Origin of the sequence: Enterobacter cloacae complex sp. IR5441, from assembly GCF_049238215.1 — a bacterium.
Lineage (GTDB): Bacteria > Pseudomonadota > Gammaproteobacteria > Enterobacterales > Enterobacteriaceae > Enterobacter > Enterobacter hormaechei_C.
This window is the reverse complement of record NZ_JBMKIA010000003.1, coordinates 28,767-53,423: the sequence shown is the minus strand read 5'-3', so window position 1 is coordinate 53,423 and position 24,657 is coordinate 28,767. Positions and strand designations below refer to the sequence as shown.

General features: G+C 55.8%; 22 protein-coding genes. 11 read left to right on the top strand and 11 right to left on the bottom strand.

Features of this window, described 5'->3' with window-relative positions:
• Window positions 1-382 precede the first annotated feature (382 nt).
• The 3 genes from ACOTX5_RS04805 (at window position 383) to patD (ending at window position 3,642) form a co-directional block, all read left to right on the top strand.
• Window positions 383-571: a hypothetical protein gene (locus tag ACOTX5_RS04805; RefSeq protein ID WP_017693360.1), complete on the top strand. Its 189-nt coding sequence runs from the start codon at window positions 383-385 to the stop codon at window positions 569-571.
• An 82-nt stretch (window positions 572-653) separates the two neighbouring features.
• Window positions 654-2,078: a PLP-dependent aminotransferase family protein gene (locus ACOTX5_RS04800; RefSeq protein WP_032103602.1), complete on the top strand. Its 1,425-nt coding sequence runs from the start codon at window positions 654-656 to the stop codon at window positions 2,076-2,078.
• Window positions 2,079-2,217: 139 nt separating this feature from the next.
• Window positions 2,218-3,642, top strand: coding sequence for an aminobutyraldehyde dehydrogenase (patD, locus tag ACOTX5_RS04795; protein ID WP_045911779.1), 1,425 nt, complete (start codon window positions 2,218-2,220; stop codon window positions 3,640-3,642).
• Window positions 3,643-3,677: 35 nt separating this feature from the next.
• Here patD and ACOTX5_RS04790 read toward each other — a convergent pair whose 3' ends face one another.
• The 3 genes from ACOTX5_RS04790 to ACOTX5_RS04780 are packed head-to-tail and all read right to left on the bottom strand — an operon-like array spanning window position 3,678 to window position 4,571.
• On the bottom strand, window positions 3,678-3,860 hold the full coding sequence (locus ACOTX5_RS04790) for a DUF1869 domain-containing protein (RefSeq protein WP_003856955.1): 183 nt from the start codon (window positions 3,858-3,860) through the stop codon (window positions 3,678-3,680).
• Between the two features lie 3 nt (window positions 3,861-3,863).
• Window positions 3,864-4,217, bottom strand: a complete 354-nt coding sequence (locus ACOTX5_RS04785; protein WP_003856958.1) for a DUF1971 domain-containing protein — start codon at window positions 4,215-4,217, stop codon at window positions 3,864-3,866.
• Between the two features lie 27 nt (window positions 4,218-4,244).
• Window positions 4,245-4,571 carry a DUF1971 domain-containing protein gene (locus ACOTX5_RS04780; RefSeq protein ID WP_015570441.1) on the bottom strand — a complete coding sequence of 109 codons (327 nt, stop codon included), beginning with the start codon at window positions 4,569-4,571 and terminating at the stop codon, window positions 4,245-4,247.
• Window positions 4,572-4,814: 243 nt separating this feature from the next.
• On the opposite strand from ACOTX5_RS04780, the gene ACOTX5_RS04775 reads away from it, so the two are divergent.
• Window positions 4,815-4,988: a GhoT/OrtT family toxin gene (locus tag ACOTX5_RS04775; RefSeq protein WP_003856960.1), complete on the top strand. Its 174-nt coding sequence runs from the start codon at window positions 4,815-4,817 to the stop codon at window positions 4,986-4,988.
• Window positions 4,989-5,074: 86 nt separating this feature from the next.
• Window positions 5,075-5,833: an alpha/beta fold hydrolase gene (locus tag ACOTX5_RS04770; protein ID WP_045911778.1), complete on the top strand. Its 759-nt coding sequence runs from the start codon at window positions 5,075-5,077 to the stop codon at window positions 5,831-5,833.
• Window positions 5,834-5,866: 33 nt separating this feature from the next.
• Here the strand turns inward: ACOTX5_RS04770 and ACOTX5_RS04765 are convergent, their stop codons facing one another.
• Genes ACOTX5_RS04765 through ACOTX5_RS04755 form a run of 3 tightly spaced genes read right to left on the bottom strand, consistent with a single transcriptional unit; the run spans window position 5,867 to window position 12,361 of the window.
• The gene (locus ACOTX5_RS04765) at window positions 5,867-8,041 is read right to left on the bottom strand and encodes a virulence factor SrfC family protein (RefSeq protein WP_045911777.1); all 2,175 of its coding nucleotides are present in this window, start codon (window positions 8,039-8,041) and stop codon (window positions 5,867-5,869) included.
• Window positions 8,038-11,019 carry a virulence factor SrfB gene (locus tag ACOTX5_RS04760; RefSeq protein WP_045911776.1) on the bottom strand — a complete coding sequence of 994 codons (2,982 nt, stop codon included), beginning with the start codon at window positions 11,017-11,019 and terminating at the stop codon, window positions 8,038-8,040. Before ACOTX5_RS04760 ends, ACOTX5_RS04765 begins: the two co-directional genes overlap by 4 nt.
• Window positions 11,020-11,023: 4 nt before the next feature.
• The gene (locus ACOTX5_RS04755) at window positions 11,024-12,361 is read right to left on the bottom strand and encodes an SrfA family protein (protein WP_045911775.1); all 1,338 of its coding nucleotides are present in this window, start codon (window positions 12,359-12,361) and stop codon (window positions 11,024-11,026) included.
• A gap of 282 nt (window positions 12,362-12,643) precedes the next feature.
• Between ACOTX5_RS04755 and ACOTX5_RS04750 the strand changes: the two genes are divergently transcribed.
• Together ACOTX5_RS04750 and ACOTX5_RS04745 are read left to right on the top strand one after the other, a co-directional pair.
• On the top strand, window positions 12,644-14,242 hold the full coding sequence (locus ACOTX5_RS04750; RefSeq protein WP_017382274.1) for an ABC transporter substrate-binding protein: 1,599 nt from the start codon (window positions 12,644-12,646) through the stop codon (window positions 14,240-14,242).
• Window positions 14,243-14,343: 101 nt separating this feature from the next.
• A complete protein-coding gene (locus ACOTX5_RS04745) occupies window positions 14,344-14,577 on the top strand; it encodes a YdcY family protein (protein WP_017382275.1) in 234 nt (77 codons plus the stop codon).
• Window positions 14,578-14,580: 3 nt separating this feature from the next.
• Here ACOTX5_RS04745 and ACOTX5_RS04740 read toward each other — a convergent pair whose 3' ends face one another.
• Both ACOTX5_RS04740 and ACOTX5_RS04735 read right to left on the bottom strand, forming a co-directional pair.
• Window positions 14,581-15,030: a DMT family transporter gene (locus ACOTX5_RS04740; RefSeq protein WP_015570448.1), complete on the bottom strand. Its 450-nt coding sequence runs from the start codon at window positions 15,028-15,030 to the stop codon at window positions 14,581-14,583.
• Complete coding sequence (locus ACOTX5_RS04735; RefSeq protein WP_015570449.1) at window positions 15,027-15,545, bottom strand: GNAT family N-acetyltransferase; 519 nt, start codon at window positions 15,543-15,545, stop codon at window positions 15,027-15,029. Before ACOTX5_RS04735 ends, ACOTX5_RS04740 begins: the two co-directional genes overlap by 4 nt.
• A 148-nt stretch (window positions 15,546-15,693) precedes the next feature.
• Between ACOTX5_RS04735 and ACOTX5_RS04730 the strand changes: the two genes are divergently transcribed.
• The 3 genes from ACOTX5_RS04730 to ACOTX5_RS04720 all read left to right on the top strand — a co-directional run bounded on the left by ACOTX5_RS04730 (window position 15,694) and on the right by ACOTX5_RS04720 (window position 18,298).
• On the top strand, window positions 15,694-16,269 hold the full coding sequence (locus ACOTX5_RS04730) for a helix-turn-helix domain-containing protein (RefSeq protein WP_017382277.1): 576 nt from the start codon (window positions 15,694-15,696) through the stop codon (window positions 16,267-16,269).
• Between the two features lie 66 nt (window positions 16,270-16,335).
• The gene (locus ACOTX5_RS04725; protein ID WP_032103593.1) at window positions 16,336-17,370 is read left to right on the top strand and encodes an NADP-dependent oxidoreductase; all 1,035 of its coding nucleotides are present in this window, start codon (window positions 16,336-16,338) and stop codon (window positions 17,368-17,370) included.
• A 259-nt stretch (window positions 17,371-17,629) separates the two neighbouring features.
• Window positions 17,630-18,298, top strand: a complete 669-nt coding sequence (locus ACOTX5_RS04720) for a GntR family transcriptional regulator (protein WP_003856981.1) — start codon at window positions 17,630-17,632, stop codon at window positions 18,296-18,298.
• A gap of 122 nt (window positions 18,299-18,420) precedes the next feature.
• Here ACOTX5_RS04720 and pqqU read toward each other — a convergent pair whose 3' ends face one another.
• Window positions 18,421-20,538 (bottom strand): TonB-dependent receptor PqqU, encoded by a 2,118-nt coding sequence (gene pqqU, locus ACOTX5_RS04715; protein WP_047727062.1) that lies wholly within the window; start codon window positions 20,536-20,538, stop codon window positions 18,421-18,423.
• A 246-nt stretch (window positions 20,539-20,784) separates the two neighbouring features.
• On the opposite strand from pqqU, the gene ACOTX5_RS04710 reads away from it, so the two are divergent.
• Window positions 20,785-21,846, top strand: a complete 1,062-nt coding sequence (locus ACOTX5_RS04710) for a YncE family protein (protein ID WP_023303790.1) — start codon at window positions 20,785-20,787, stop codon at window positions 21,844-21,846.
• A gap of 92 nt (window positions 21,847-21,938) precedes the next feature.
• Here the strand turns inward: ACOTX5_RS04710 and ansP are convergent, their stop codons facing one another.
• Both ansP and ACOTX5_RS04700 read right to left on the bottom strand, forming a co-directional pair.
• Complete coding sequence (ansP, locus tag ACOTX5_RS04705) at window positions 21,939-23,435, bottom strand: L-asparagine permease (RefSeq protein WP_015570454.1); 1,497 nt, start codon at window positions 23,433-23,435, stop codon at window positions 21,939-21,941.
• Window positions 23,436-23,762: 327 nt separating this feature from the next.
• Window positions 23,763-24,653 carry a LysR family transcriptional regulator gene (locus tag ACOTX5_RS04700; protein WP_045911773.1) on the bottom strand — a complete coding sequence of 297 codons (891 nt, stop codon included), beginning with the start codon at window positions 24,651-24,653 and terminating at the stop codon, window positions 23,763-23,765.
• Between the last annotated feature and the right edge of the window lie 4 nt (window positions 24,654-24,657).

The window sequence follows — 24,657 nt, the reverse complement described above, 5'->3', positions numbered from 1 at the left end:
ATGTTAAACGGTGTACTGTTATGATAGAGAGGCGGCAAGTGAGATATCAGAAGCAGAAATCGATAATTTATCTATAACAGTTGTGGGAAAAGCTGAACTTTATCTGGCTGATATAGGTAACAAGGAAGAATAAAAAATTTCTTTTTATGATTTTTACGCATTAAACAGCTTGCTTTGTCGCCAGCAACATGCGTTAATGGATTTCTGGTTTTGAATCCAAATAAATATCTGACGTAGTTTTATAAAGCAGTTCTCATCACGTTGTGCCTCTCCGCAGCCTCTCTTGGGTCTTTATCTACATTCCGATTAGTTTTGTATCGAACCATTTATTGCCTGATCGGCTCATGAGTAATTTACGTTTTTACGTTTACAGGAGAATCCTATGACTTCTTATATCCATTTCCGCTGCCCATGCTGTCATGGCTCGCAGTACCGCACCTCAGCTTTTGATGTGTCTGACAAAAACCCGTTCGGCGCGAAATGCATTTTCTGCAAATCGTCGATGATCACGCTCGACCACCTGGCCGCAGCGCGTTCTGCTCAGAATCACATTACAGAGTACCGCAAGTAATCTGCCGCGTTTCCTATAACAGTTAGCAAAATCTTCTCTTTTTCTCCTGCTGATATACACTGTCAGCAATAAGGAGAATCTGATGAAAAAATACCAGCGTCTGGCGCAACAAATTATCTCGCAGATTGAGCTTGGCGTATGGTTGCCGGGCGATAAGCTGCCTTCTCTGCGAGAGCAGGTGGCAAGCAGCGGCATGAGTTTTATGACCGTGGGCCACGCGTATCAGATGCTGGAAAGTCAGGGGCGCATTGTTGCCAGACCGCAGTCAGGCTATTACGTTGCCGCCCGCCCGATCACACACCAGCCTGCACCGCCCGCGCAGGTGATGCGCGATGAAGTGGTCGACATCAACACCTATATTTTCGACGTGCTACAGGCCAGCCGCGACCCCTCCGTTGTCCCTTTTGCCTCGGCGTTTCCCGATCCGCGCCTTTTCCCGCTTCAGCAACTCAACCGATCGCTGGCTAACGTCAGCAAAACGGCTACCGCCATGAGCGTGATCGAAAACCTGCCGCCGGGTAACGTCGACTTACGTCATGCCATTGCCCGTCGCTACGCTCAGCAGGGAATGAATATCTCCCCGGATGAAATTGTGATCACCGCGGGCGCGCTTGAGGCGCTTAACCTCAGTTTGCAGGCTGTGACTGAACCAGGGGACTGGGTTATCGTTGAAAACCCCTGTTTTTATGGCGCACTCCAGGCGCTTGAACGTCTGAAACTGAAAGCGCTGTCGGTTGCCACTGATGTGCGTGAGGGCATCGATCTCAGTGCCCTTGAGCAGGCGTTAAATGATTATCCGGTGAAAGCCTGCTGGCTGATGACCAACAGTCAGAACCCGCTCGGCTTCACGCTGAGTGCAGAGAAGAAAGCTCAGCTGGTTGCCTTACTCACCCGGCATAACGTCACGCTGATTGAAGACGATGTTTACAGCGAACTCTACTTTGGCCGTGAAAAGCCGCTTCCGGCAAAGGCCTGGGATAAGCAGGATATGACGTTGCACTGCTCCTCATTCTCCAAGTGTCTGGTGGCCGGTTTCCGTATTGGCTGGGTGGCGGCGGGAAAACATGCGCGCCGTATTCAGCAGTTGCAGCTGATGAGTACGTTATCCACCAGCTCTCCCATGCAGCTGGCGCTGGTGGATTACCTGGCGACCAAACGTTACGACGCCCACCTTCGTCGCCTGCGACGCACGCTTGCTGAACGCAAACAGCAGGCCTGGCAATCGCTTTTGCGTCATATGCCTGCCGGCGTCAAAATCCATCATAACGACAGCGGCTACTTTTTATGGCTGGAACTGCCTGAACAGCTGGATGCGGGGCGGTTGAGTGAGAAGGCGTTAACCCATCAAATCAGCATTGCGCCCGGCAAGATGTTTTCCACCTCCAATATCTGGACACCGTTTTTCCGTTTCAATACCTCATGGGGCTGGGGCGAGCGGGAAGAGCAGGCGGTCATCCAGCTGGCGGGGTTAATCCGCGAAATGATGCTGCACCCAGTCACACCTTGATGAAAATTCCTGAAGCGACATGACGCGCGGTCTACCTTTAGTAAGGGAGTGCGGATTGGTAACGTGACGTTGTCACGTTTCTGGCCGCCAGAACGTGTGCTGACAGCGAAAACAATGTCGATTTCAACAGGACGATGCTATGCAAAATCAATTGCTGATTAATGGTGAACTGGTGACCGGCGAAGGTGAGAAGCAGGCGGTTTATAATCCTGCCACGGGTGAAGTGCTGCTGGAGATTGCTGAAGCGTCGGCAGCACAGGTGGACGCTGCCGTCCAGGCTGCCGATCGCGCGTTCACAGAGTGGGGACAAACGACGCCGAAAACGCGCGCCGAATGTCTGTTGAAACTGGCTGATGTGATAGAAGCCAACGCTGACGCGTTCGCAAAAGTGGAGTCCCTTAACTGCGGGAAACCGCTGCACTGTGTTCAGGGAGATGAGATCCCGGCCGTGGTCGATGTGTTTCGCTTCTTTGCCGGGGCCGCCCGCTGCCTGAACGGGCTGGCTGCCGGAGAATACCTCGAAGGACATACCTCAATGATCCGCCGCGACCCGGTTGGCGTTGTCGCCTCTATTGCGCCCTGGAACTACCCTCTGATGATGGCGGCGTGGAAGCTGGCGCCCGCGCTGGCGGCGGGAAACTGTGTCGTCATCAAGCCGTCTGAAATTACCCCGTTGACGGCGCTGAAGCTGGCGGAACTGGCGAAAGATATCTTCCCGCCAGGTGTGCTGAACGTGCTGTTTGGTCGCGGAAAAACCGTAGGAGATCCGCTGACCGGCCACGAAAAAGTCCGTATGGTTTCTCTCACCGGCTCTATTGCTACCGGAGAACATATTATCGGGCATACCGCATCTTCAGTTAAACGTACCCATATGGAATTGGGCGGAAAAGCCCCGGTCATTGTCTTTGACGATGCAGATTTGGATGCCGTGGTTGAAGGCGTGCGTACGTTTGGTTTCTACAATGCTGGTCAGGATTGTACCGCAGCCTGTCGTATCTATGCCCAGAAGGGGATTTACCCCGCGCTGGTCGAAAAGCTGGGCGCAGCCGTTGCCAGCCTGAAAATGGGCGCGCCGGACGATGCGTCAACCGAGCTGGGCCCGCTCAGCTCCTCAGCGCATCTTTCCCGCGTTTGTGCTGCCGTGGACGAAGCCAAAACCCTTGGACATATCCGCGTCGTCACCGGTGGCAGTAAAAGAGAGGGGGCAGGATATTACTTCCAGCCTACGCTGCTGGCCGGGGCGAAGCAGGAAGATGCGATCGTCCAGCGAGAAGTGTTTGGCCCGGTGGTCAGCGTGACAGAATTTGAGGATGAAGCGCAAGTGCTGAGCTGGGCTAACGATTCGCAATACGGCCTGGCCTCGTCCGTCTGGACAAAAGACGTCGGACGCGCCCACCGACTCAGCGCGCGGTTGCAGTATGGCTGCACCTGGGTCAATACCCATTTTATGCTGGTGAGCGAAATGCCGCACGGCGGGATGAAGTTATCCGGTTATGGCAAAGATATGTCGGTCTACGGACTTGAGGATTACACGGTAGTCCGGCATGTCATGATCAAACACTAAACCCTCATGCCCGGCGCAGTGCCGGGCGATTCAGCTTACCAGCCACAGACCTCGTGTTCATTTTCCGTATCGTAGGCGCGAACGGTGTTCACCAGATCCTTCACGACATCTGCCGCGACGTCCGGGATCAACAGCTCCATTGGCGCTTCTGTTTCATAATCCACCGACACGCCGTTGCTGTTGTTGGTGACGGTCACGGTATAGGTAGCCTTACCCATTATTTACTCCTTATGCGTGTTGACCACTTTACCGATGCCCGCACCGCTGAGCGTGACGGCAGGATCCGCGAAAAAGTCGATATTAAAATAGGTGTCGTCGGTCAGTAGCTCAATGCGGTGCCATTTTTGCGGTGGGGAGATGCCAAAAGAACCGGCCTCAATAACCACTTCCAGATCGGGCTCGGTGGCGTCGCCATCGGCAAAGCCAAAGTAACGCACCGCACCCTGCATGACGGACAACCGACCGTACACGCCGGCTTTGGTGTTGTGATGGGTAAAAAGCGCTTTTGGGGCGGTCTCTTTATTCCAGAACGGCGTCGAGCGGGTATGAACAAAGTTTTCAGGAATACGTAACATCATAGTTTCCTTCATGTTGGCGGGCGCTTAAAGGGACTTAAGCACCTCAGGTTCAACAAAGAATTCAATATTGAACAGGGTGTCGTCGGTCATCACCTCAATGTGGTGCCATCTCTCTGGCGGGAAAACGCCGAAACGACCCGCTTCAATGACGAGCTCGCTGTCAGGCTCAGGTGTAAATTCATCAGCATAGCCCAGATAACGCACTGCGCCACGCATCACCGACAGGCGAGGGTAAACGCCCGGGCGCGTGCCCGTATCAAGGTGACGTTTAAAAATGCCGGCGGGGGCCGTTTCTTTGTTCCAGAAAGGCGTGGAACGGGTGTGAATGCAACTCTGCGGAATGCGTAGCATGTTTCCTCCCTTAAAAGCCTGCTGTTATTAAACTGCTTTCTGCGGGGATGAATTTATCAATAAGTGCATTTAATATGCATCTTATCAATAATAACCGTTTTGCTTTACCCGGCGTTGTTACACAAGGTACTCAGTTGTTATTATCCTTAGTATTTAAGTGGTTATGATGTAACGAAAAAACTTGATCTGTGTCAACATATGACGCATATTGCGTGCGGTTATTTTTCGGCTCAGGTAAACAGAATGACGTTGTATCAAAAGATGTTGGTGTTCTACGCAATCATGGCCTCCATCTGCGCATTAATCACCTGGTTCCTGTCTAAAGATCGTAAACGTATTCGCCTGTTGAGCGCATTCCTGGTGGGTTCCACCTGGCCGATGAGCTTTCCTGTTGCCCTGTTGATCTCTCTTTTCTGAAGCACGCTTCCAGAATCGGCATCCAGACATAGCATTCCATACATTGAGGCTGTATAAATATACAGTCCGTCATACATGGAGTGCTTATGAACAGTTTCTATTCGCAGCAAGCAGGCTGCACTGTGCGCTGGCAGGATCTTCCCGGTTTCGGTGACCCGGTTGTGTTTATCCACGGGTTGGGCTGTGCATCGTCGTATGAATATCCTCGTATTGTCTGTGATACCCGTTTCGGGGGGCGCAGAGCCATTCTGATCGATCTTCCCGGTAGCGGTTACAGTGACAAACCTGACAACTACCGTTATCGCACGAGCGAACAGGCGCAGGTGGTGGTTGAACTGTTAAACCATCTCGCCCTGGATAGTCTCTGGCTGTATGGTCATAGCATGGGGGGGAGTATCGCGATCGAAACGGCAGCACTGTTAACGTCGCGCGTTAAGGGCCTGATAGTATCTGAACCCAATTTTCATGCGGGTGGCGGGATGTTCAGCCGAGCAATTGCGGCCCAAACGGAACAACATTTTCTGGCTCAGGGCTATGATGACATGCTGCGGGCGGAAACGTCGCCGTGGGCTGGAAGCCTTCAAAGCAATGCCCCCTGGGCCGTCTGGCGCGGCGCAACAAGCCTGGTCGAGGGCGTTAAACCTGACTGGGCACACCTGTTCTTGTCATTGAGCTGCCCGGTAATGTTAGTTTTTGGTGAGCGCTCCCTGCCTGATGACGATTTTAATCGCCTGCAACAAAACGGCGTTGCTGTAAAAATTATCCCTGATGCGGGCCATTCAATGTCCTGGGAAAACCCGTCAGCGTTGGCTCAGGCTTTGTCTGGCTTCATAAACGGCTCATGAAGGGGTAGCCCGCATTGCTGCGGGCTGCAATGATTAAGACAGCAAGGCAGACAAGGCTTTCCGCGCAGCAGGCTGAACGTCATACGGGCACTGATAATCCATGTTTTCAATCGCGCGGGTGTAGAGCGCAACCAGCCAGTCATAAACATAGGCTGTCGCCGCATGGACAGGCTGCTCGCCAAGTCGGGTAAGACGGGGTGAAGCGCTGCTCACAACTGGCGTCACAAAAATTGGCTGACCTTTGCGGATCCGGCTTGCAGGCCGTTCAGAAACGGGCGTCATTTCATAGCCAAGCCAGCTAATGAAATTGCCTGTCGCGGCATGCAGCTGCGCGGCACTGCTTTTATCTTTTTCTGCAATGCGTTGCAGTTGCAGCGGCAGATCCAGCCGGTAGCTGGTAACGATCAGCACATCCGCAATCTGCTGTAATACCTCTGCGTCCAGGCCCAGACGGGCAGCCGCCGCGTCGTTGCGACTCCACTGACGAAGATGGTTAACCCACACGTTATGGGCCAGCCGCGCCTTGTCTTTGGTCTGCAACGCGCCTGGATTTTCCTGCGTCTCTTCCGCAAACAGATCGATAACATCGTTAAACAGGCCGTTGACCTGTTCCTCACGAGGCTGGTGAACGGTCAGCAGCGTCTCAAACGCGTTTAACGGCGGCAGAAGTCCCTCAAGCAGTTCACCATGACGAGCGGCACTGCCTTGCAGCGTTCGGACCATTTTTTCGGCCTGTGCCCGCCCTGCGCCTGGCTCCTGAGTGAGAGGCGCGACATATGGGCGAATCAGCATCGACAGCGACTCTTGTAACAGCCTTTTCAGCACGCGGAGACGCTTATGGCGCTGTGCCGGCAGGGTAGCCTGCGACAGCCACTCAATCACCCGCTGCATGCTGTGGGTATCGAGCGCCTGGAGCGTGCCCCAGCGCAGACCCGGCTGGCCCAGCAATTGCTGCACCGCTTCGTCCAGATTCTGCTTTGTGGTAAACCGCGCATCATGAGGGGTAATGGCCCAGACCAGCCCCGGCAACGCGGATTCTTCAACCGGCTGCGTCTCTTTGACCCAGTTTTGCAGGAGCCTTGCCGTTTTCGCGGTCTGCTGGTGGTGCGCCGTCGCATTGCAGATAACCAGGACATCCGGCTGAATGTGCTGACGATAATGCTCCAGCAACCACAGGCATTTTGCCTGCATCATCAGCGGCGTGTTTTCCTCAGAAATGGCAGGGATATCAATGATGTCAACGTTATCCAGCACGCAGTTCTCAACGGGCAGCACCACTTCGCGGGTCAGAGATGCCAGTACATCGACGGGCAGGCTAATGGCGTTAAGCAGCTCGCCGTTTTTTACCGGATGAAGCAGTGTTTCCTGTGCTTCCGGCAGGGTAAACGCCCCGTGCGTAAGGAAGCCTTCGCAGGGCAGACCAAAGCTGTCCACCAGCAGACTCAACGGCGCCGCAAGCGCGCTGGCATGGCTGGTTTGATGCAGCACCTGGGCGAATTTAAGCCACTGCTGGGTTAACTCCTGCTGCTCACCCCACAGCAGAGACCAGACGCTGGCGCGGGTGCTGAGATCAAGTGACGGAACCAGCAGGGCAAACTGGTGCCACAGGGCATCATCAATATGCTGCTTAGCGCCGGGTACTACGCTTTGCCAGAACCGGGCAATGGTCGCGACTTCCCGCGCCGTCATTCCCGGCACGCTCTGCGGTTGACGCAGCGCCCGCCACTTCTCAAGCCGGGCTTCAATCACCAATTTATCCACCGCGCGGATCTGCGGATCCAGCGTGGTGCGCGCGATAAACAGCTGCACCAGCTCGGCCTCCGTTACCAGGCGCAGGCGTAAGGGAAACGCGTCGTCTGCGACCTCGCGGGACGCTCTGCTGAAACGCACGGCCATGTTGGTCGGTGCATGCCCGGGGTTAATATGCGAGAAGTAATCAAACGTGCGTTGACCCGGCGTAACGTTCAGCCGTTCGTCCCCGCTGCCGCAAAGTGCAGCCAGCAGGTGCGCTTTCGCGGCCTGCGAGTGGCCATATAAGCCGATACTGCCCTGGCTGACAAGGGCGCGATCGAGCGCCTCTTCACGCGCGCTTACTGCGTTAAGGCGGGCAAGCAGGGCGTCGGCTTCGTTATCCAGCATCGGGGCGTGCTGTCGCGTCTCGTTGATCCACCCGATTAAGGCCTGAGTGGTGGCAGTCGTCGCAGTCATTTAAGGTATACGCTCCCGCTGTCGATCCAGTAGTGGCTGCCGCTGTGTCGGCGATCGGCCAGAGTATTCAGTTTAAAGGTCAGGGCGTCCGGCGGCACGGACGTGCCGTCCTGTAGCCAGGCATCACTCAGCTCGAAAGATTCCGGGCCTTCCTGCTTAGTGCCGCCACGCAGCTTCAGGCGCACGTTCAGTACGCCGTCGCCCGCAATGGCTTTCGCCAGCTCGGCTGAGTTGATGCTCAGGGTATAGAGCGGCGTCGCGGGCCAGCGGGCATTGGCCAGCTGCCGGAAGCCGAGCGTAACGTTGCCGCGCAGCGGGAAGTGCAGACGGGCGTCCAGTTTCGCGCCGGGTTTATCGAGGTCGATATCGTGATACCAGACGTTCTCGTCCCGCAGGGTATTGATCGTGTTATCCAGCACGCCCAGATAGCGCACCGTAGAGTACGCGCCAATATCCGCTGCTTTAAAGTTAAAGCGCGGCAGACGAAGATCCAGCGCCAGGCTACAAAGCATCGCTCCCACCGCAGCGGTGGATTTCGGGTTGCCGATCCGTCCCTGCTGGCTGAACGGATACCATTCATGAACCTGGTATTTATCCAGCCAGACGATGCGGTTGACGGGCACCGGTTGCAGGTGGCGAATCAGGGCCTGAACGCCCGGCAGACAGCCTGGCCGTCCGGTGATCAGCAGAATATCGCAGCTGTAGTGAGAGATCGCCTCACATACCGCATGAAGCGGAGCGGCCAGCGTGAACTGACCCGCCAGCATCGCGTCCCGCATCTCCCGGAAACTGACGTGCAGCGGTACGCTGAACAGATCAAAGTGTCCTGAGCCAGCAGGCAACGCATGGTCGATCGCCTGCTGGAGATAATTCATCACGTTGCGCGTCGGTTTTTGCGTAAGCAGGTCGCCGAAGGTGGCATGCAGCCCGGCCAGCGGATCGTCAATATCGCTCGATTCCCACGCCGCCAGGATCGCGTGACCGATCGGCATAAAGAGCTGAAGCGCCGTCTGCTGGCGCAGGACCGCCTGGGTATCGATCCGCCCGGAGTCGCCGAACAGGGATGCCATCAGTTGGGAAGCATCGGCTATGCCGGATTTCTGAAGCTGGGTTTGCAGCGCAGGCAGAACGTAGCGCTGGATCACGTCCAGCAGCGTGTCGTCGCCAGCGACCTTAAACCCTTCGCGGAACAGCAGCTGTGGGGTGATTTTGACGTTATTCCCGGAACCATCATCTAACTGATAGTGCGTGATAGCCATATCCGTAGTGCCGCCGCCGATATCAATCGAGGCCACGCGCAGCGCACGCCCCGGCTGGACGTCAGGCTCAGGCGCGCGATCCGGACGGGCGAGGGAGGCGAAAAAGGCCTCGGTCTGACCGCCGAAATGGGAAATGGCTTCGTTATATAGCCACACCAGCTGGCCGCAGCTGGCCTCGTCCCACTCCATCTGGATCTCAGGGACCGGCACTACGCTTTTTTCCTGCTGCTTGCGGCTGGCAAAATCTTCATCCTGCGGGTGCCAGCCCATCGCTTTCCAGACGATGGCGATAGCTTCAAACATGCGGCGACGGAAAATCTCGCGCTCCTGTTTCGGCATCGCCGAAGGCAGGGTGAGGATCAGCGTCCGCAGCTGGCGGGGAGAGGCTGGGAAGCCGAGCCGCAGGCGGGTGGCCACGCTGTTAATCTGGCCAAGCGCCTGAGCCAGCAGCTCGCAGAGCATGTGCGTCATCAGGGTGCTGCGGCTGTACTGCGGAGAGAATACCGGCAGGCGTTCATCCTGCGGCAGCGTAAAGAGCGGTTCCCCGTCGTCGTTCATCAGGTTCATCAGCGGAAACGCGGTTGCCAGCGGTTCGCGCTGAGTTTTGCTGTTCATCTGGCTAAAGCGCCAGTCCTGCACCACCGGCGTCTCGTCCCACAGATAGCGACGCGGGCTGGAGATGCCGCTGTTGCCTTCCGTGCCCAGACGCTGCATCGCCAGCTTACGCGCTTCATCACCCACGCGGACAATTGACGGCCAGACGAATGCATCCTCCCGGCCGCTCTCCACCGAGAAGTGCTGCTTGCCAAAACGCGCTTCGGAAAATTCAAGACGGCTGGTAAACAGCGGTTCATTCAGGAACTGCGGCTCACTCAGCGATCGTACCTGAAGTTCAGCCGTCTGGCGCAGGCCGTCGTTGGCATCACCATGATCTTCAATAATCACGCCGCAGGTATGGGTGTTGCCTACGTCAAGGATCAGATCGACAGGAATAGCAGGGGTGCTCAGGGTATGGGTGACAAACTTCACTTCCGGCACGGTGAGTTGTTCACCGAGCATGGAGAGCAGGTTGAGCCAGTGCGCCTGATATTCAAAGCTGCGCATGGCCTGATGCAGCTCGCGCTCGGAGCGTTTTTCAACCCCGTCGGCAAACTGCGTGAAGGCTTCACGGAGCCAGCCGTCAATCCAGGTCTGGTCGAGGAAACTTTCAACCTCACTGTCGCGCCAGGCGAGCGCGAAACGCGTGCCGTTCAGGATATCGTTTTCAACCGGCGACAGGGCAGACGTCGCATGCACTGCAATCTGGCTGTCGAGCGCGACGGTGACCCGGTGCGTATTGCCAGCCGCGTCGGGGGTGGAAAGTTTTCGTACCTGGACGCGTGCCCAGTTATCCGGGCCTTCAACAAACGTCCGCGGCGGGTTAAAGCGCAGGAAAGGGAGCGGCAGCCAGACGCCGTCCAGCACGGTCAGGGAGTCATGCAGTGGAATGGTGCTTTCAGGCTTGACCACTTCCGGCTGCCCGCCATCGGTGGCAGGCAGCGTGTACCGGCCGTTAACCAGGTCAAAATCCAGACGCAGCAGCGGGCCATTTGCCGTTTTACGCACGAAACGCCCGTTGCTGGCGGTGTCCTGCGGAGTCAGGCCAAAATCGAGAAACTGCACGCCGCTGTTAGCAATCAGCGTCACGCTCTGTTTATAGTCGCAAAGATTAACCAGCATAGGATCAGACACCTGCTTTCTTGAACGTCAGAGGAACGACGGTGTTGGCATCGTAACGTGCGGTGCATTCCGCCACATCGCTGGCACCTGCCTTACAGGTCACTTCCGGCATCGGATAGCGTGAACCGTCGGTGCAACGCGCGTTTCCGCGCGTTTTGATCAACAGCTCGCCGTTGCTGTGTAATCCGGAAAAGACGTCTACCCGGCAGACAATGTTGTCGCCATGCACGACCCGGGCGAAACCTTTATTGTTCTGGATCTGGTAGCGCAGCGACGGCGGTTTGCCGGTGAGCGGATCCTGCACATCGAGAAACGCGCGCCAGGTGCCGTTCAGGAAGCGCGTTAACCCCGCTTTGACCTGGTTTGCCTCCATCACCATCGCATCTTTCGGTATCGCGGTAATGACCACCGGTTCGGCTGCCGGGGCAGGCGTTTTCACCTTCGGCTCTACCACTTCGGCCTGGTGCAGCGGGAGTTTCAGTTCAAGCGGCTCAACCGTCTTTATGGGGGCCGGAGCAATGGCGACGGGTACTGGCGCTGGTGTGGCAACAGGCGCTGCGATCGGGGCCTGTTTTGGCCAGAGCAGCGGGGTGGCGATGGCTGCAATAATGACGGCGGCAACCGGCAGCAACCACAGGGGGGAGCGACGTTTTTTCTGTATGGCCGCCGGTGCGGGCTCTGGCGGCGCGGCGTTCATGCGCACCGGCTCTGGCGTATACAGTTCATCGTCGGTGATACGAACTGTAGTCACAGGCGTGATAAGCGGCGCGTCGGCCTGCTCAAAGGTCACCACCGGGGCCGGTTCTGGCTCCGGTTCAGGTTCAGGCTCGTTAATCACCACTGGCTCAGGTTCAGGGACCAACGATTCGCGCAGGCAGTCCAGCACGTCGTCGCGCGCGTTTTCGTTAAGGTTGACGAAACCCCAGAAGCAGATCACCGGTTTGCCATCCACCAGGAAAACAAAGTTTTCACCGGGAAACTGAAAGGCTTTTGAGAGCAGAGAGCCAAACAGTTGCTGCGCCGTTTTCGGTGACTGAAGGCATTTTTTACTCAGCGACTCCACGCTGGTGAGCGTGTTTTCCAGATAGCGCAGGGCGCGATAACGATCATCTTCATCCGCCGCCTTCCAGCTGGAGACGGTTCCCTCAACCGGGGAGTACCAGTCAACGCGATCGCCGCCGTCGTTGACCTGGGGGATGGCCAGGCAATCAACGATAGCCTGTTGTTTGCGCAACCGAAGCGCTTCGCGGATTTGCAGCGCTGATTCAAAAACGGCCTGTCCGCCGCCGCCAACGGCCTGAAAATCATCCAGATTACCGCTGCGTAAAAGTGTTTTTGCCACGATTTGGTCCTGTAGACTTTTTCACGCCATTACTTTAGCGAATCAGGTAAGCAAGCAAACGGCTGAGGAGACGGCAAAAGGGACGATTTCTTGCGGCATTGATCGTGACGGTTGTGCTTGACGAATAATGGACCTTAAGGCAAATCGGTTTCTGCGGGCTGATGCTAAAACCAGCGAAATGTACGGCTTTAGAATAACCTGATAGTGATTCGTTATTTGTCAGGCCAAAACGTCTGTGCTGTTATTACTGTTCACTATAATAAAACCGAAAGGGTAATAACCATGTCTACAGGGAAAACTGTGCTCGCCCTCGCGCTGAGCGCGCTGCTACCGGCAAGCGCCGCATGGGCGGCAAACAAAGACACCATTATCTACTGCTCCGAGGCGTCGCCGGAGTCGTTTAACCCGCAGATCGCCAGCTCTGGGCCCTCATTTGTCGCCAGCTCGCAAACGCTGTATAACCGTCTGATTAACTTCGACCCGGTAAAAAACACGCCGGTGCCTTCTCTGGCCGAGTCGTGGACCATTTCGCCAGACGGCAAAACATACACGTTTACCCTGCGTAAAGGGGTAAAGTTCAACAGCAATAAATACTTCAAACCGACCCGTGATTTTAACGCTGATGACGTTATTTTCTCCGTTATGCGTCAGAAAGACCCTAAGCATCCCTATCACAATGTTTCCCAGGGTAATTACGAATACTTTAATGACGTGGGCCTCGACAAGCTCATTCAGGATGTGAAAAAGATCGACGATTATCACGTTCAGTTCACGCTGAGTGAACCCAACGCGGCGTTCCTGGCCGACTGGGGAATGGACTTCGCCTCGATCCTCTCTGCCGAGTACGCGGACGCGATGCTGAAAAAGGGTACGCCTGAAAATGTGGATACCTGGCCAATCGGCACCGGCCCGTATGTGCTTCAGCAGTACAAGGTGGATTCGCTGATCCGCTACGTCGCCAATCCGAACTACTGGGAGGGAGAGGTGCCGACCAAACACCTGATCTTCTCCATCACGCCAAACGTTGAGACGCGTCTGGCTAAGCTGCAAACGAACGAGTGTCAGATCATTCCTGCGCCGTCGCCGGTGCAGTTTGAAGCGATCAAGAAAAACAAAGACCTGACCCTGCACTCGGTGGATGCGCTGAACGTGGGGTACCTGGCGTTCAACACGGAGAAAAAACCGTTTGATAACGTGCTGGTGCGCCAGGCTCTGAATTACGCAACGGACAAAAAGGCCATTGTTAACGCGGTCTTTATGGGGTCTGGTACGGTCGCTAAATCGCCGATCCCGCCGAACATGCTCGGCTTTAACAAAGACCTGAAGGATTACGGCTACGATCCGGAAAAAGCGAAAGCGCTGCTGAAGCAGGCGGGTCTGGATAAGGGCGCGGAAGTGACCCTCTGGTCCATGCCGGTTCAGCGTCCGTACAACCCGAACTCGCGACGCATTGCGGAGATGATCCAGGCTGACTGGGCGAAAGTGGGCGTGAAGGCGAAAATCGTCTCATACGAGTGGGGGGAATATCTCTCCGGCATGCGTAAAGGCGAGCATGATTCCGCGCTGTTCGGCTGGATGTCTGATAACGGCGATCCGGACAACTTCGCCGATGTGCTGCTGGGTTGTAACAGCATCAAAACCGGATCTAACGCCGCGCGCTGGTGTGATAAGGGGTATGATGAGCTGGTGCAAAAGGCCAAACTGACCAGCAACCCGGACGAACGTGCGAAGCTGTATGGCCAGGCACAGGAGATTTTCTACCAGCAGGCACCGTGGATTGCGTTAGCTAACGGCAAAACGTTCTACGCGACCCGCAGCAACGTGACCGGGTACAGCGTGAGTCTGATGGGCAGTGACTTCTCGAAAGCGAAGCTGAACTGATCGTATTCTTGCCGGATGGCGGCTATGCCTTACCGGGCCTACAGTTACCACCCATAGGCCCGGTAAGCGTAGCGCCACCGGGCATTTGGAAAGGAGTGACAATGTCACATTTAAACGATGTTATCGCCCGCGTCGATGCCGCCATCGAAGAGAGCATAATTACCCACATGAACGAACTGCTGATCGAATTAAGCGACGATGCAGAGCTCAGCCGTGAAGATCGCTATACCCAGCAGCAGCGCCTGCGTACCGCGATTGCGCATCATGGTAAGCAGCATAAAGAAGAGGCGGAGGCGCGCCATGCCCACCTCACGCAGGGTGGGACTATCCTGTAAGGGTTAAAACTGGCGCCGTGCCACCAGCCAGGCGCCGACCACCAGCATCACTGCGCCGCAGACCGGGCCAACCAGCGCCCTAAGGGGGACACCGTTGCTCTTGAGGATGTCCATCACCAGGCCGCCAATCAGCTGGCTTGCCACCAGCACGGCAATGGTCGTTGCCGCGCCCACATTCTGATACCCGCTAATACTGGCAAAGACAAAAAATGACCCCAGCAGGCCGGGGATCAACGTCCACCAGCGCACCGTTGACGCCAGTTCGCTAAACCCCGCCAGGCCATTTTTCACCAGCAAAATGCTGACAAACAGCACAATTCCCACCAGCGAGTTCAGCAGCATGGCGATAAGAATAGTGGAAGAGGATTGCGTAATGCGCACCATCAGGGTGTTTTGCACCACCAGCCCAATCCCGGCGGCCACCAGAAACGCTAACGTCAACGATTGATTCATGGCAGAGCATCCGGATCGCTGCGCTCATCGAGCTGGAGTTGCATAAAGGTTAAATCCAGCCAGCGACCGAATTTGGTTCCCACCTGCGGCATATTACCGGTGGTAACAAAGCCCAGGGTTTCGTGCAGATGAATCGACGCCTGGTTCTGCGCCTCGATACCGGCAACCATCACATGTTTACCAATCTGGCGGGCTTCCTTGATTAATTCCGTCATCAGCAGCCGACCGATGCCTTTGCCCTGGTGATCGGGATGAACGTAAACCGAGTGCTCCACCGTATGGCGAAAACCGTCGAACGCTCGCCAGTCGCCAAATGAGGCGTATCCCGTCACAACACCTTCTTCTTCACTGACCAGCACCGGATAACCCAACAGCGTGCGCGCCTCAAACCATGCAATACGGTTATCGGTGTCGACAGTTGTATCGTTCCAGATGGCGGCGGTGTGCAGCACCGCATGGTTATAAATTTCACCGATAGCGGCACAATCTTCTTTGCAGGCATGACGAACGATCATGGTTAACCTCTGGCTGTGTTGTTTACTATAGTAGTACGATTCACTCACAATATTACACAGTTCTTGTGTTGCATCGCTACGACAAAATCCCTATTTTTTTGTCACCAAACTGCCCCGAAAAACCATCCGTACACTATAGTATGACGTCATGAACACAATGACAGACAATATGAATCAACGCATTAGCGCCCGCATACGCCTTGAACGCGAGTCGCGGGGCTGGTCATTAAGCGAACTGGCCGAACGGGCAGGTATTTCACGCGCCATGATCCATAAGATTGAACGGGGGGACAGTAGCCCAACGGCGACGCTGCTTGCCCGGTTATCCGGTGCCTTCGGTATTAGCATGTCTACGCTCATTGCGCGCGCGGAAATGCAGGAGGGCAAACTGTTACGTCTGGCGAACCAGCCCGTCTGGCGCGATCCGCAAACCCACTATTTACGTCGTCATGTGTCGCCGCGCAGCGATATGCCTATTGACCTCGTCCAGGTGGAACTGCCCGCGGGCAGCGATGTGCCGATGCCCGCCTCCTCTTATGCGCTGGCGCGACAGCTGATTTGGTTGCAGGCAGGTGAACTGGTCTTTCTGGAGGGGGACACCCGCCATGAAATGAAGGCCGGAGATTGTCTGGAACTCGGGCCACCGAACGACTGCCGGTTTATTAACGAAACGGATGAATCGTGCCTTTATCTGGTCGTGCGGCTTAATCAGTCCGGCTCATAATGCAAAGGCGATCCGCAGGATAACGTGCCAGACTTGAATGACATTTTCAGCTGTAAGGAGCGATGAATGAGTCAATCAACTACGCAAAACCGACGCTGGGTACTGGCTTCCCGTCCACACGGCGCACCGGTTGCCGAAAATTTCCGCCTGGAAGAGCAGCCGATCCCCACGCCCGCAGAGGGGCAGGTGTTATTACGCACCGTATGGCTCTCGCTTGATCCGTACATGCGTGGCCGTATGAGCGATGCGCCATCCTATTCACCTCCTGTCGAGATTGGCGCGGTGATGGTGGGCGGCACGGTAAGCCGCGTCGAGACCTCCCGCCATCCGGATTATAAAGAGGGCGAGTGGGTTCTGGGCTACAGCGGCTGGCAGGAGTATGAACTTTCCGACGGGAAAGGGCTGGTCAGGCTGGGCGAAAACCCGTCGCACCCTTCATGGGCACTCGGCGTGCTGGGAATGCCGGGCTTCACCGCGTATATGGGGCTGCTTGATATCGGCCAGCCTCAGGCGGGGGAAACGCTTGTCGTGGCGGCAGCCACGGGGCCGGTCGGCGCAACGGTGGGGCAGATCGGTAAAATCAAGGGGTGCCGGGTTATCGGCGTGGCCGGCGGGGAGGAGAAATGCCGCCATGCGGTCGACGTGCTCGGTTTCGACGCCTGTCTGGATCACCATGCGGATGATTTTTCCGAACAGCTGGCGAAAGCCTGCCCGCAGGGCATTGACGTGTATTATGAAAACGTCGGCGGTAAAGTCTTTGACGCCGTACTGCCGCTCCTGAATACCTCCGCGCGCGTACCTGTTTGCGGACTGGTCAGCGGCTACAACGCGACCAACCTGCCGGATGGTCCGGATCGCTTGCCGCTGCTGATGGGGACCATCCTCAAAAAACGCATCCGCATGCAGGGCTTTATCATCGCTCAGGACTATGGTCATCGTATCGACGAGTTCCAGCAGGAAATGGGACGCTGGGTGAAGGAAGGCAAAATTCACTATCGCGAGCAGGTCACCGAAGGGCTGGACGCGGCGCCGGAGGCGCTGATTGGGCTGCTGGAAGGGAAAAACTTCGGCAAGGTCGTGATCCGCGTGGCGGCGGACTAAACAGAGCATCGGTTATGGCGGGCAAAGTCCGCCATAATTATTTGTGAAGATACGATATATTGTCTTTAATTAATCCATAAGCATTGCGCGCCATCGGCCCAGCTGAGCCAGAAGTGGTAAACGTAATATTAATTGAACAATTTTTATTTTAACGCGCGCCCTTCATACCAGGCATGACGATACAGGATATATCAAACCGGCGATGTTTTTTTAAACAGTCGCTGAAAATGGCATTTTGTTTTGGCTACGGGAATTAAACATGCTTGATTTGGAAAACCTGGAAAAAGCACAAAGAATCAGTCTGACGATGCAAGTTGAGAACAGTTTAAAGGGAGCGTTAATTACGGGCTCATTAAAACCTGGGGCTCGACTCATCACGAAAGAGATTGCGGATAAATTAGGCACCAGCATCACACCGGTGCGCGAAGCCCTGCTGCGCCTGGTGTCGGCAGGCGCATTACAGGCCACGCCTGCTCAGGCGTTTTTGGTGCCAGAGGTTACGCTGGAGCGTTATAACGAAATTAACGCCATTCGAAAACAGCTTGAGCCGATGGCCGTTGCGGCGGCGTGTCAGAATATGACCGAGACCAAACTGGATGCATTACGCGCGCTGTCAGATAACTTCAGCACCGCCATGCATCAGGGCGACGTGCAGAAGGCGATCCATGCCAACCGCGTGTTCCGGTTTACGCTTTATCAGTATGCCGAAATGCCGACCTTGAACTCGCTGATTGAGCAGCTCTGGGTACGGATTGGTCCGTGTATCAACTACCTGCACGAAGAGATGAAAGATATCCCTGCAACGACTTACCATTATGCCGATCTGCTTTCTGCGCTTGAGCAAAGGGACGTGACGGCCAGTCGGGAAGCGATCGACCGAGCCATTGATGAAGCTAATATCCTCCTGCAACGACAATACTACAGTTAAGGATCGCACTGGCGCACTTATTTTTTTATTCGTTTTAAACTTCCCTGAGTATATTCCCGGCGCTTAAGGCTACCGGGAATGATGTTATTTTTTACCGGCAACGTGCGCTGCCGGAAAATGTTTTACTCAAAGCGATAAGAGACCGACAGGCCCACGCCATAGTTACGGCCAGGGGCGGGTTCGTAATAGCGATTGTAGCCAGCGTTAACAATCTCTGAACCGACGTACTCTTTATCAAACAGGTTATCGACGCGACCAAAGATGTCCATTCCCCATTTGCCGTAATTGAGTTTATACCCGGTATTCAGACCGACCACGGTATAAGAGGGCGCTTTGGCGGTATTGGTGTCGTTTGCCATCACGTCGCTCATGTAGCGGGCATCTGCCCCCGCGTACCAGCCTTCCTCAGGCTCCCAGCCAAACGACGCATACCCCATGTTACGGGCAATCCCCGGCATCCGGTTGCCGCTACAGTCTGCATTGCTACAGACGTTGGTACGGTAGGTCGCATCAAGATAGGTCCACGCCATTTTCAGCTTCCAGTTTTCGGCAAACTGCTGGTCGAGCGCAATTTCCACACCCTGACGGCGCGTTTTCCCCGCATTTTTGTAGGTAGTGCGACCATCTTTGTTTTCGTCCACCAGGATCTCGTTGTCGGTATCCGTGCGGAACAGCGCCGCCGTCAGGATGCCATTGCCGATGCGGGTTTTGCTGCCAATCTCATAGGTGTTGTTGGTTGACGGTTGCAGATTAATATTGAGGCCGCCTTTGCCATCAGAACGGTAGGAGAGTTCGTTGATGGTCGGGGTCTCAAATCCACGTCCCGCCGCGGCATACAGGTTCCAGGCGTCGGTCACGGCGTATTTCACCGCACCAGCCGGGAGCCATTTATGGTAGCTGGCATCACCGCTGTCATCGCCGTTTTGCGGGGTAATGTAATGATCGTTGGAGTCAAACCAGACGGAGCTGTAACGCACGCCCGCCTCAACGGACAGCTTTTGCGTGAGCTGCCACTGGGTTTGCAGGTAGGGATCAAGGTTCCACATCAGGTTACGTTCGTCACGGCGTTTGTTACCCTTCACGCCATAATCCGGCACGCCGTCGTTCATCACGAAGTTTTCATACCCGCGACGATTTTCACTCATATTTTCGTAGTTAAGGCCGGTGGTAAACGTTACCGGCACCAGCAGCTCGCCGCGGTGGGTCCAACGGGTATCAATACCCTGGTAGTGGCGCTGCATATCAATTACGCCGCCCGAATGGGCAGGATTGTCACGCTGAGTGGACGCCGGAATGGACTGGTACTGGGTCATTTCACGCTCACCGGCGTACATCATCACGCTGAGGTCGTCCTGTTCGCTCAACTGACGGTCGTAGCGGAGCCCGGCCTGGGTCTGCTTAATGGTTTTACGCGTGTTGTACTGATCGCCACGGGGAGACTGGCGTGGGTTGTTCTGCCACTCCTGATAACTCAGTCCGCCCGGATCGTTGGCTTTCATGTCCACGCTGTTAAAAATCAGCGTTAGCTTGCTGACATCATCAATGCGCACGCCCAGTTTCGCATTGGCGAGGTTTTTCCGTGCGCCGCTGTGGTCACGATAGCCATGGGTGGTGAAACGGGTGGTGGATACCGCATAGTCCACATCACCCGCCTGAGTCCCGTCGCCCACCGCACCGGTGGCCTTCATGCCGTAACGCCAGGTGCCGTAGCTGCCGTAATAGCTGCTGGCTTCAATTGTGGCTGGCTGTTGTCCGGTCTGGGTGTTGATGTTGATCACGCCGCCGGAGGCATTGCCGTACAGGGCAGAGAAGGGGCCGCGCAGCACGTCGACGCTCTCGATGCTGTTGAGGTCAATGTTAGACGTCTGCCCCTGGCCGTCGGGCATGGTTGCCGGAATGCCGTCCACGTACATGCGGATCCCGCGTACGCCGAAGGTTGAACGCGCGCCGAATCCGCGAACGGAAAGTTGCAGATCCTGAGCATAGTTCTGGCGGTTCTGGATTTGCAGGCCGGGTACGCTCCCAAGGGATTCGGAAAGGTTGATGCGCGGTGTGGCATGTCGCATATCCTCGCCGCTCACCACGCTGACTGCGGCGGGGGTGTCCAGTTCGGAGACGGTTTGCGGCGTGGCGCTGACGATCAGAGTCTGTTCATCTGCGGCCATCGCACTCAGCGGGCCAAAAATGACGGGAACGAACAGCAGTGGTAGTGATGCCTTGCGGGCAGTAATAATTTTCATGGAGTAAACCGGTTAAGAAAAATTCGAACCAAATCAACTGGAACCTGTGTATATATGTTAAATCCTTTGTAAATGTTATGAAAACTATAACCGCACATTTCGTGAATGTAAGGTTTTGAAGGAAAGAAATACTCCACATTCAACTCATTAATGATTACTATTCTCATTAAAATAACGGCAAAGCGATGACTTTGCCCACCGGAAGTGATGTCAGCGGTAAATCTCCTCATTTAAAAAGGAATTGTTATGTCTTTACGTCATCTGTGCTCGCCGCGCCTGCGTGGGTCTCTGCTGTTGGGCTCTTTACTGTTTGCCGGTACGTTCCAGGTTCATGCCGCTGAAGAGATGCTGCGCAAAGCGGTCGGCAAGGGCGCGTATGAAATGGCCGTCAGCCAGCAGGAAAACGCGCTGTGGGTTGCGACGTCACAAAGCCGCAAAACCGATAAGGGCGGCGTGGTCTATCGTCTGGATCCGGTCACGCTGGAAGTGACGCAGGCGATTCATAACGATCTCAAGCCGTTTGGCGCCACGATCGATAACGCCACCCAGACGCTGTGGTTCGGTAACACCGTCAACAGCACCGTGACGGCGATTGACGCCAAAACGAGCGAGGTGAAAGGGCGCCTGGTGCTGGACGATCGCAAGCGTAGCGACACGGTGAAGCCGCTTCAGCCGCGCCAGCTGGTGGCCGATGACACGACCAATACGGTGTACATTACCGGTATCGGCAAGGAGAGCGTGATCTGGGTTGTTGATGGCGCAACGCTGAAGCTGAAGGACACCATCACCAACACCGGCACGTTCAGCACCGGTCTGGCCCTGGATGCGAAGGCAAAACGCCTGTATACCACCAATGCGGACGGCGAGCTGGTGACCATTGATACGGCAACCAACAAAATCCTCAGTCGTAAAAAAGTGCAGGATGACGGAAAAGAGCACTTCTACCTGAACCTGAGCCTGGACACTGCCGGCCAGCGTGCGTTTGTGACGGATTCAAAACAGCCAGAAGTGCTGGTGGTGAATCTGAAAGATGGCAGCGTGATGCAGAAAATCGCCGCGCCAGCATCGCTGGCCGTACTGTTTAACCCGGCGCGTAACGAAGCCTATGTGACGCACCGCGAGGCGGGCAAGGTGAGCGTGATTGACGCCAAAACCTACAAAGTGACCAGGACCTACGATACCCCGGTTTACCCGAACAGCCTGGCGCTGTCTGCGGACGGTAAAACGCTGTACGTAACGGTGAAACAGAAATCAACCCGTCAGCAGGAAGCGACCCAGCCTGACGATGTGATTCGTATCGCGCTGTGATGGTGGAATTGCCCGGTGGCGCTGCGCTTACCGGGCCTACAAAACCATGAGATGTAGGCCGGGTAAGGCGAAGCCGCCACCCGGCTTTTTTATTAACGCGAGGTTTCTTCTACCAGCGGTGCGTCGTGCTTTTCATCGTCGTGATGAAGCGGCGCGGTGCTGTGGATCTCGTGAACGCGCTTACGCACGCCGAACCAGCCAGCAATCAGCAGAACCGCCAGCAGTGGGATCGTCGCGATGGTGTAAGTACCGTTCGGGTAGTCAAACGCCATCAGTACCAGCACGCTGAACAGGAACAGCAGGGTGAGCCAGGAGGTCACCGGTGCGCCCGGCATCTTGAAGCACACATCAGCCGCTTTGCCTTCTTTGATCGCTTTGCGCAGACGCATCTGGCAGACCACAATAAAGGCCCAGGAGGCGATAATCCCCAGTGCAGCCACGTTCAGAACGATCTCAAATACGCGGGACGGCACCAGATAGTTCAGGAACACGCCAAAGACGTAAACCACCAGCGTGGCCAGAATCCCCGCATAAGGAACCTGCTGCCTGCTCATCTTCGACATAAACTTCGGCGCAGAGCCTCCCATCGACATGGAGCGCAGGATACGGCCCGTCGAATAGAGCCCGGAGTTCAGGCTGGAGAGCGCGGCGGTCAGTACCACGATGTTCATGATGCTGCCCACGTACGGCACGCCCAGCTTAGAGAAGAAGGTTACAAACGGGCTTTGCCCCGCCTGGTATGCATTCCACGGCAGCAGCAGCACCAGTAGCACCACGGAACCCACATAGAACAGACCGATACGCCAGATCACGCTGTTGATGGCTTTTGGCACCATCGTCTGCGGATCTTTACATTCGCCTGCCGCCGTACCGACCAGTTCGATGGAGGCAAAGGCGAACACCACCCCCTGCACCAGAACCAGCGCTGGCAGCAGGCCGTGCGGGAAGAAACCACCGTTATCGGTAATCAGGTGGAAGCCGGTTGCGTTACCGTCCAGTGGTTTACCGGTACCGAGGAATACGGTTCCGACCACCAGGAAGATCACAATGGCCAGCACCTTCACCAGTGCGAACCAGAACTCCATCTCGGCGAACCATTTCACGCCGATCATGTTCATGGTCCCGACAATTGCCAGCGCCCCAAGGGCGAACACCCACTGCGGCACATCGCCAAACGCGCCCCAGTAGTGCATGTACAGCGCAACGGCGGTGATATCGACGATACCGGTCATCGCCCAGTTAACGAAGTACATCCAGCCCGCGACATACGCGGCTTTTTCACCAAGAAACTCGCGGGCGTAAGAGACAAAGCTGCCGCTGGAAGGGCGGTGGAGTACCAGTTCGCCGAGGGCGCGAAGGATGAAGAAAGAGAAGATCCCGCACACCAGATAGACCAGGGCGAGAGCGGGGCCAGCCATTTGCAGACGTGCGCCTGCACCTAAAAACAGACCTGTACCGATAGCGCCGCCGATGGCGATCATCTGCACCTGACGGTTGCCCATCGCCTTGTGATAGCCCTCTTCATGAGAGTTCAACCAGCGACGTTTCGCAGCATGATGATCGGCTGCGCTTTTATTGCTTGTTTTCATTGAGTTACCTGTTTGCCTGTCTGAACCATTAACGTGATAGTCCTGCCTGGCAGAAGCCGAAACAAACGATTGCTTCTGCGCAGACACATGCCGCCTTTCCAGTCATTCTGTGTATGGATAAGGCAAAACATGGCGAGGCATCCTACCCGCAATTGTTAAGCGACGCAAAATATAACCGTGTCGAAAGTGATGCTCGTCGAAGGAAATCGTGTGGTCAGAGCAGACGGCGATCACAACGCGCTGAATCGTGACGTTTTTTTAGGCAAAAAGGTCTGTGAATGCTGATTTAATCATCAGGTTTACTTAATAGTTACTTATAGGTAGAGCTTATGAATGCCGCAGGGCTGCAATAAGTAATGCAAACGCGGTAGTGTGCTGGCGGCGGCTCGGATAGTACAGATGGTATCCCGTAAAAGCCGGGCACCAGGCTTCAAGCACACGCACTAACCGGCTCTCAGCAAGGGCGTCCTGAACCGCATCTTCCGGGACGTACGCCAGCCCCAGACCGTTTTCGGCGGCATCGATGCGTTGCGGCAGGCTGTTGAGGATCAGCTGGCCGTCAACCCGCACGCGCAGCTCACGTCCGTCCCGTTCAAATTCCCAGGCATATAATCCGCCGCGTGTGGGCAGGCGCATATTAATGCAGCGGTGCTGATCAAGTTGCTCCGGCGTTTCCGGTACGCCGAAACGTTGCAAATACTCTGCCGACCCGACGACCGCCATGCGCATGTCCGGCGCAATACGAACGGCAATCATATCTTTCGCCACCTGCTCACCCAGACGCACCCCCGCGTCAAAGCGGCCATCGACAATATCAGTCAGCCCATTGTCCACCGTGACTTCAACGTTGATGTCAGGATACTGCGCCATAAAGGGTTTAAGCACAGGCCACAGCACCGCAGACATGGCGTGCTCCCCGGCGGTAAGGCGAATATTCCCGGCAGGTCTGTCGCGGGTATCACGCAGCGCGGTGAGTTCCTGTTCGATCTCCAGCAGATGGGGGCTTAAGCGCATGAGGAGTTGCTCGCCGGCCTCGGTAGGGGCCACGCTACGGGTGGTGCGGGTTAACAGACGGACTTTCAGCCTCGTTTCCAGATTGCGCATTGCGTGGCTGAGTGCCGACTGAGATACCCCAAGCTGCGCCGCGGCGCGGGTAAAGCTGCGCTCCCGGGCGACGACCATAAAGGAAAGCAGATCGTTGAAGTTGTCTTTTAACATGGCG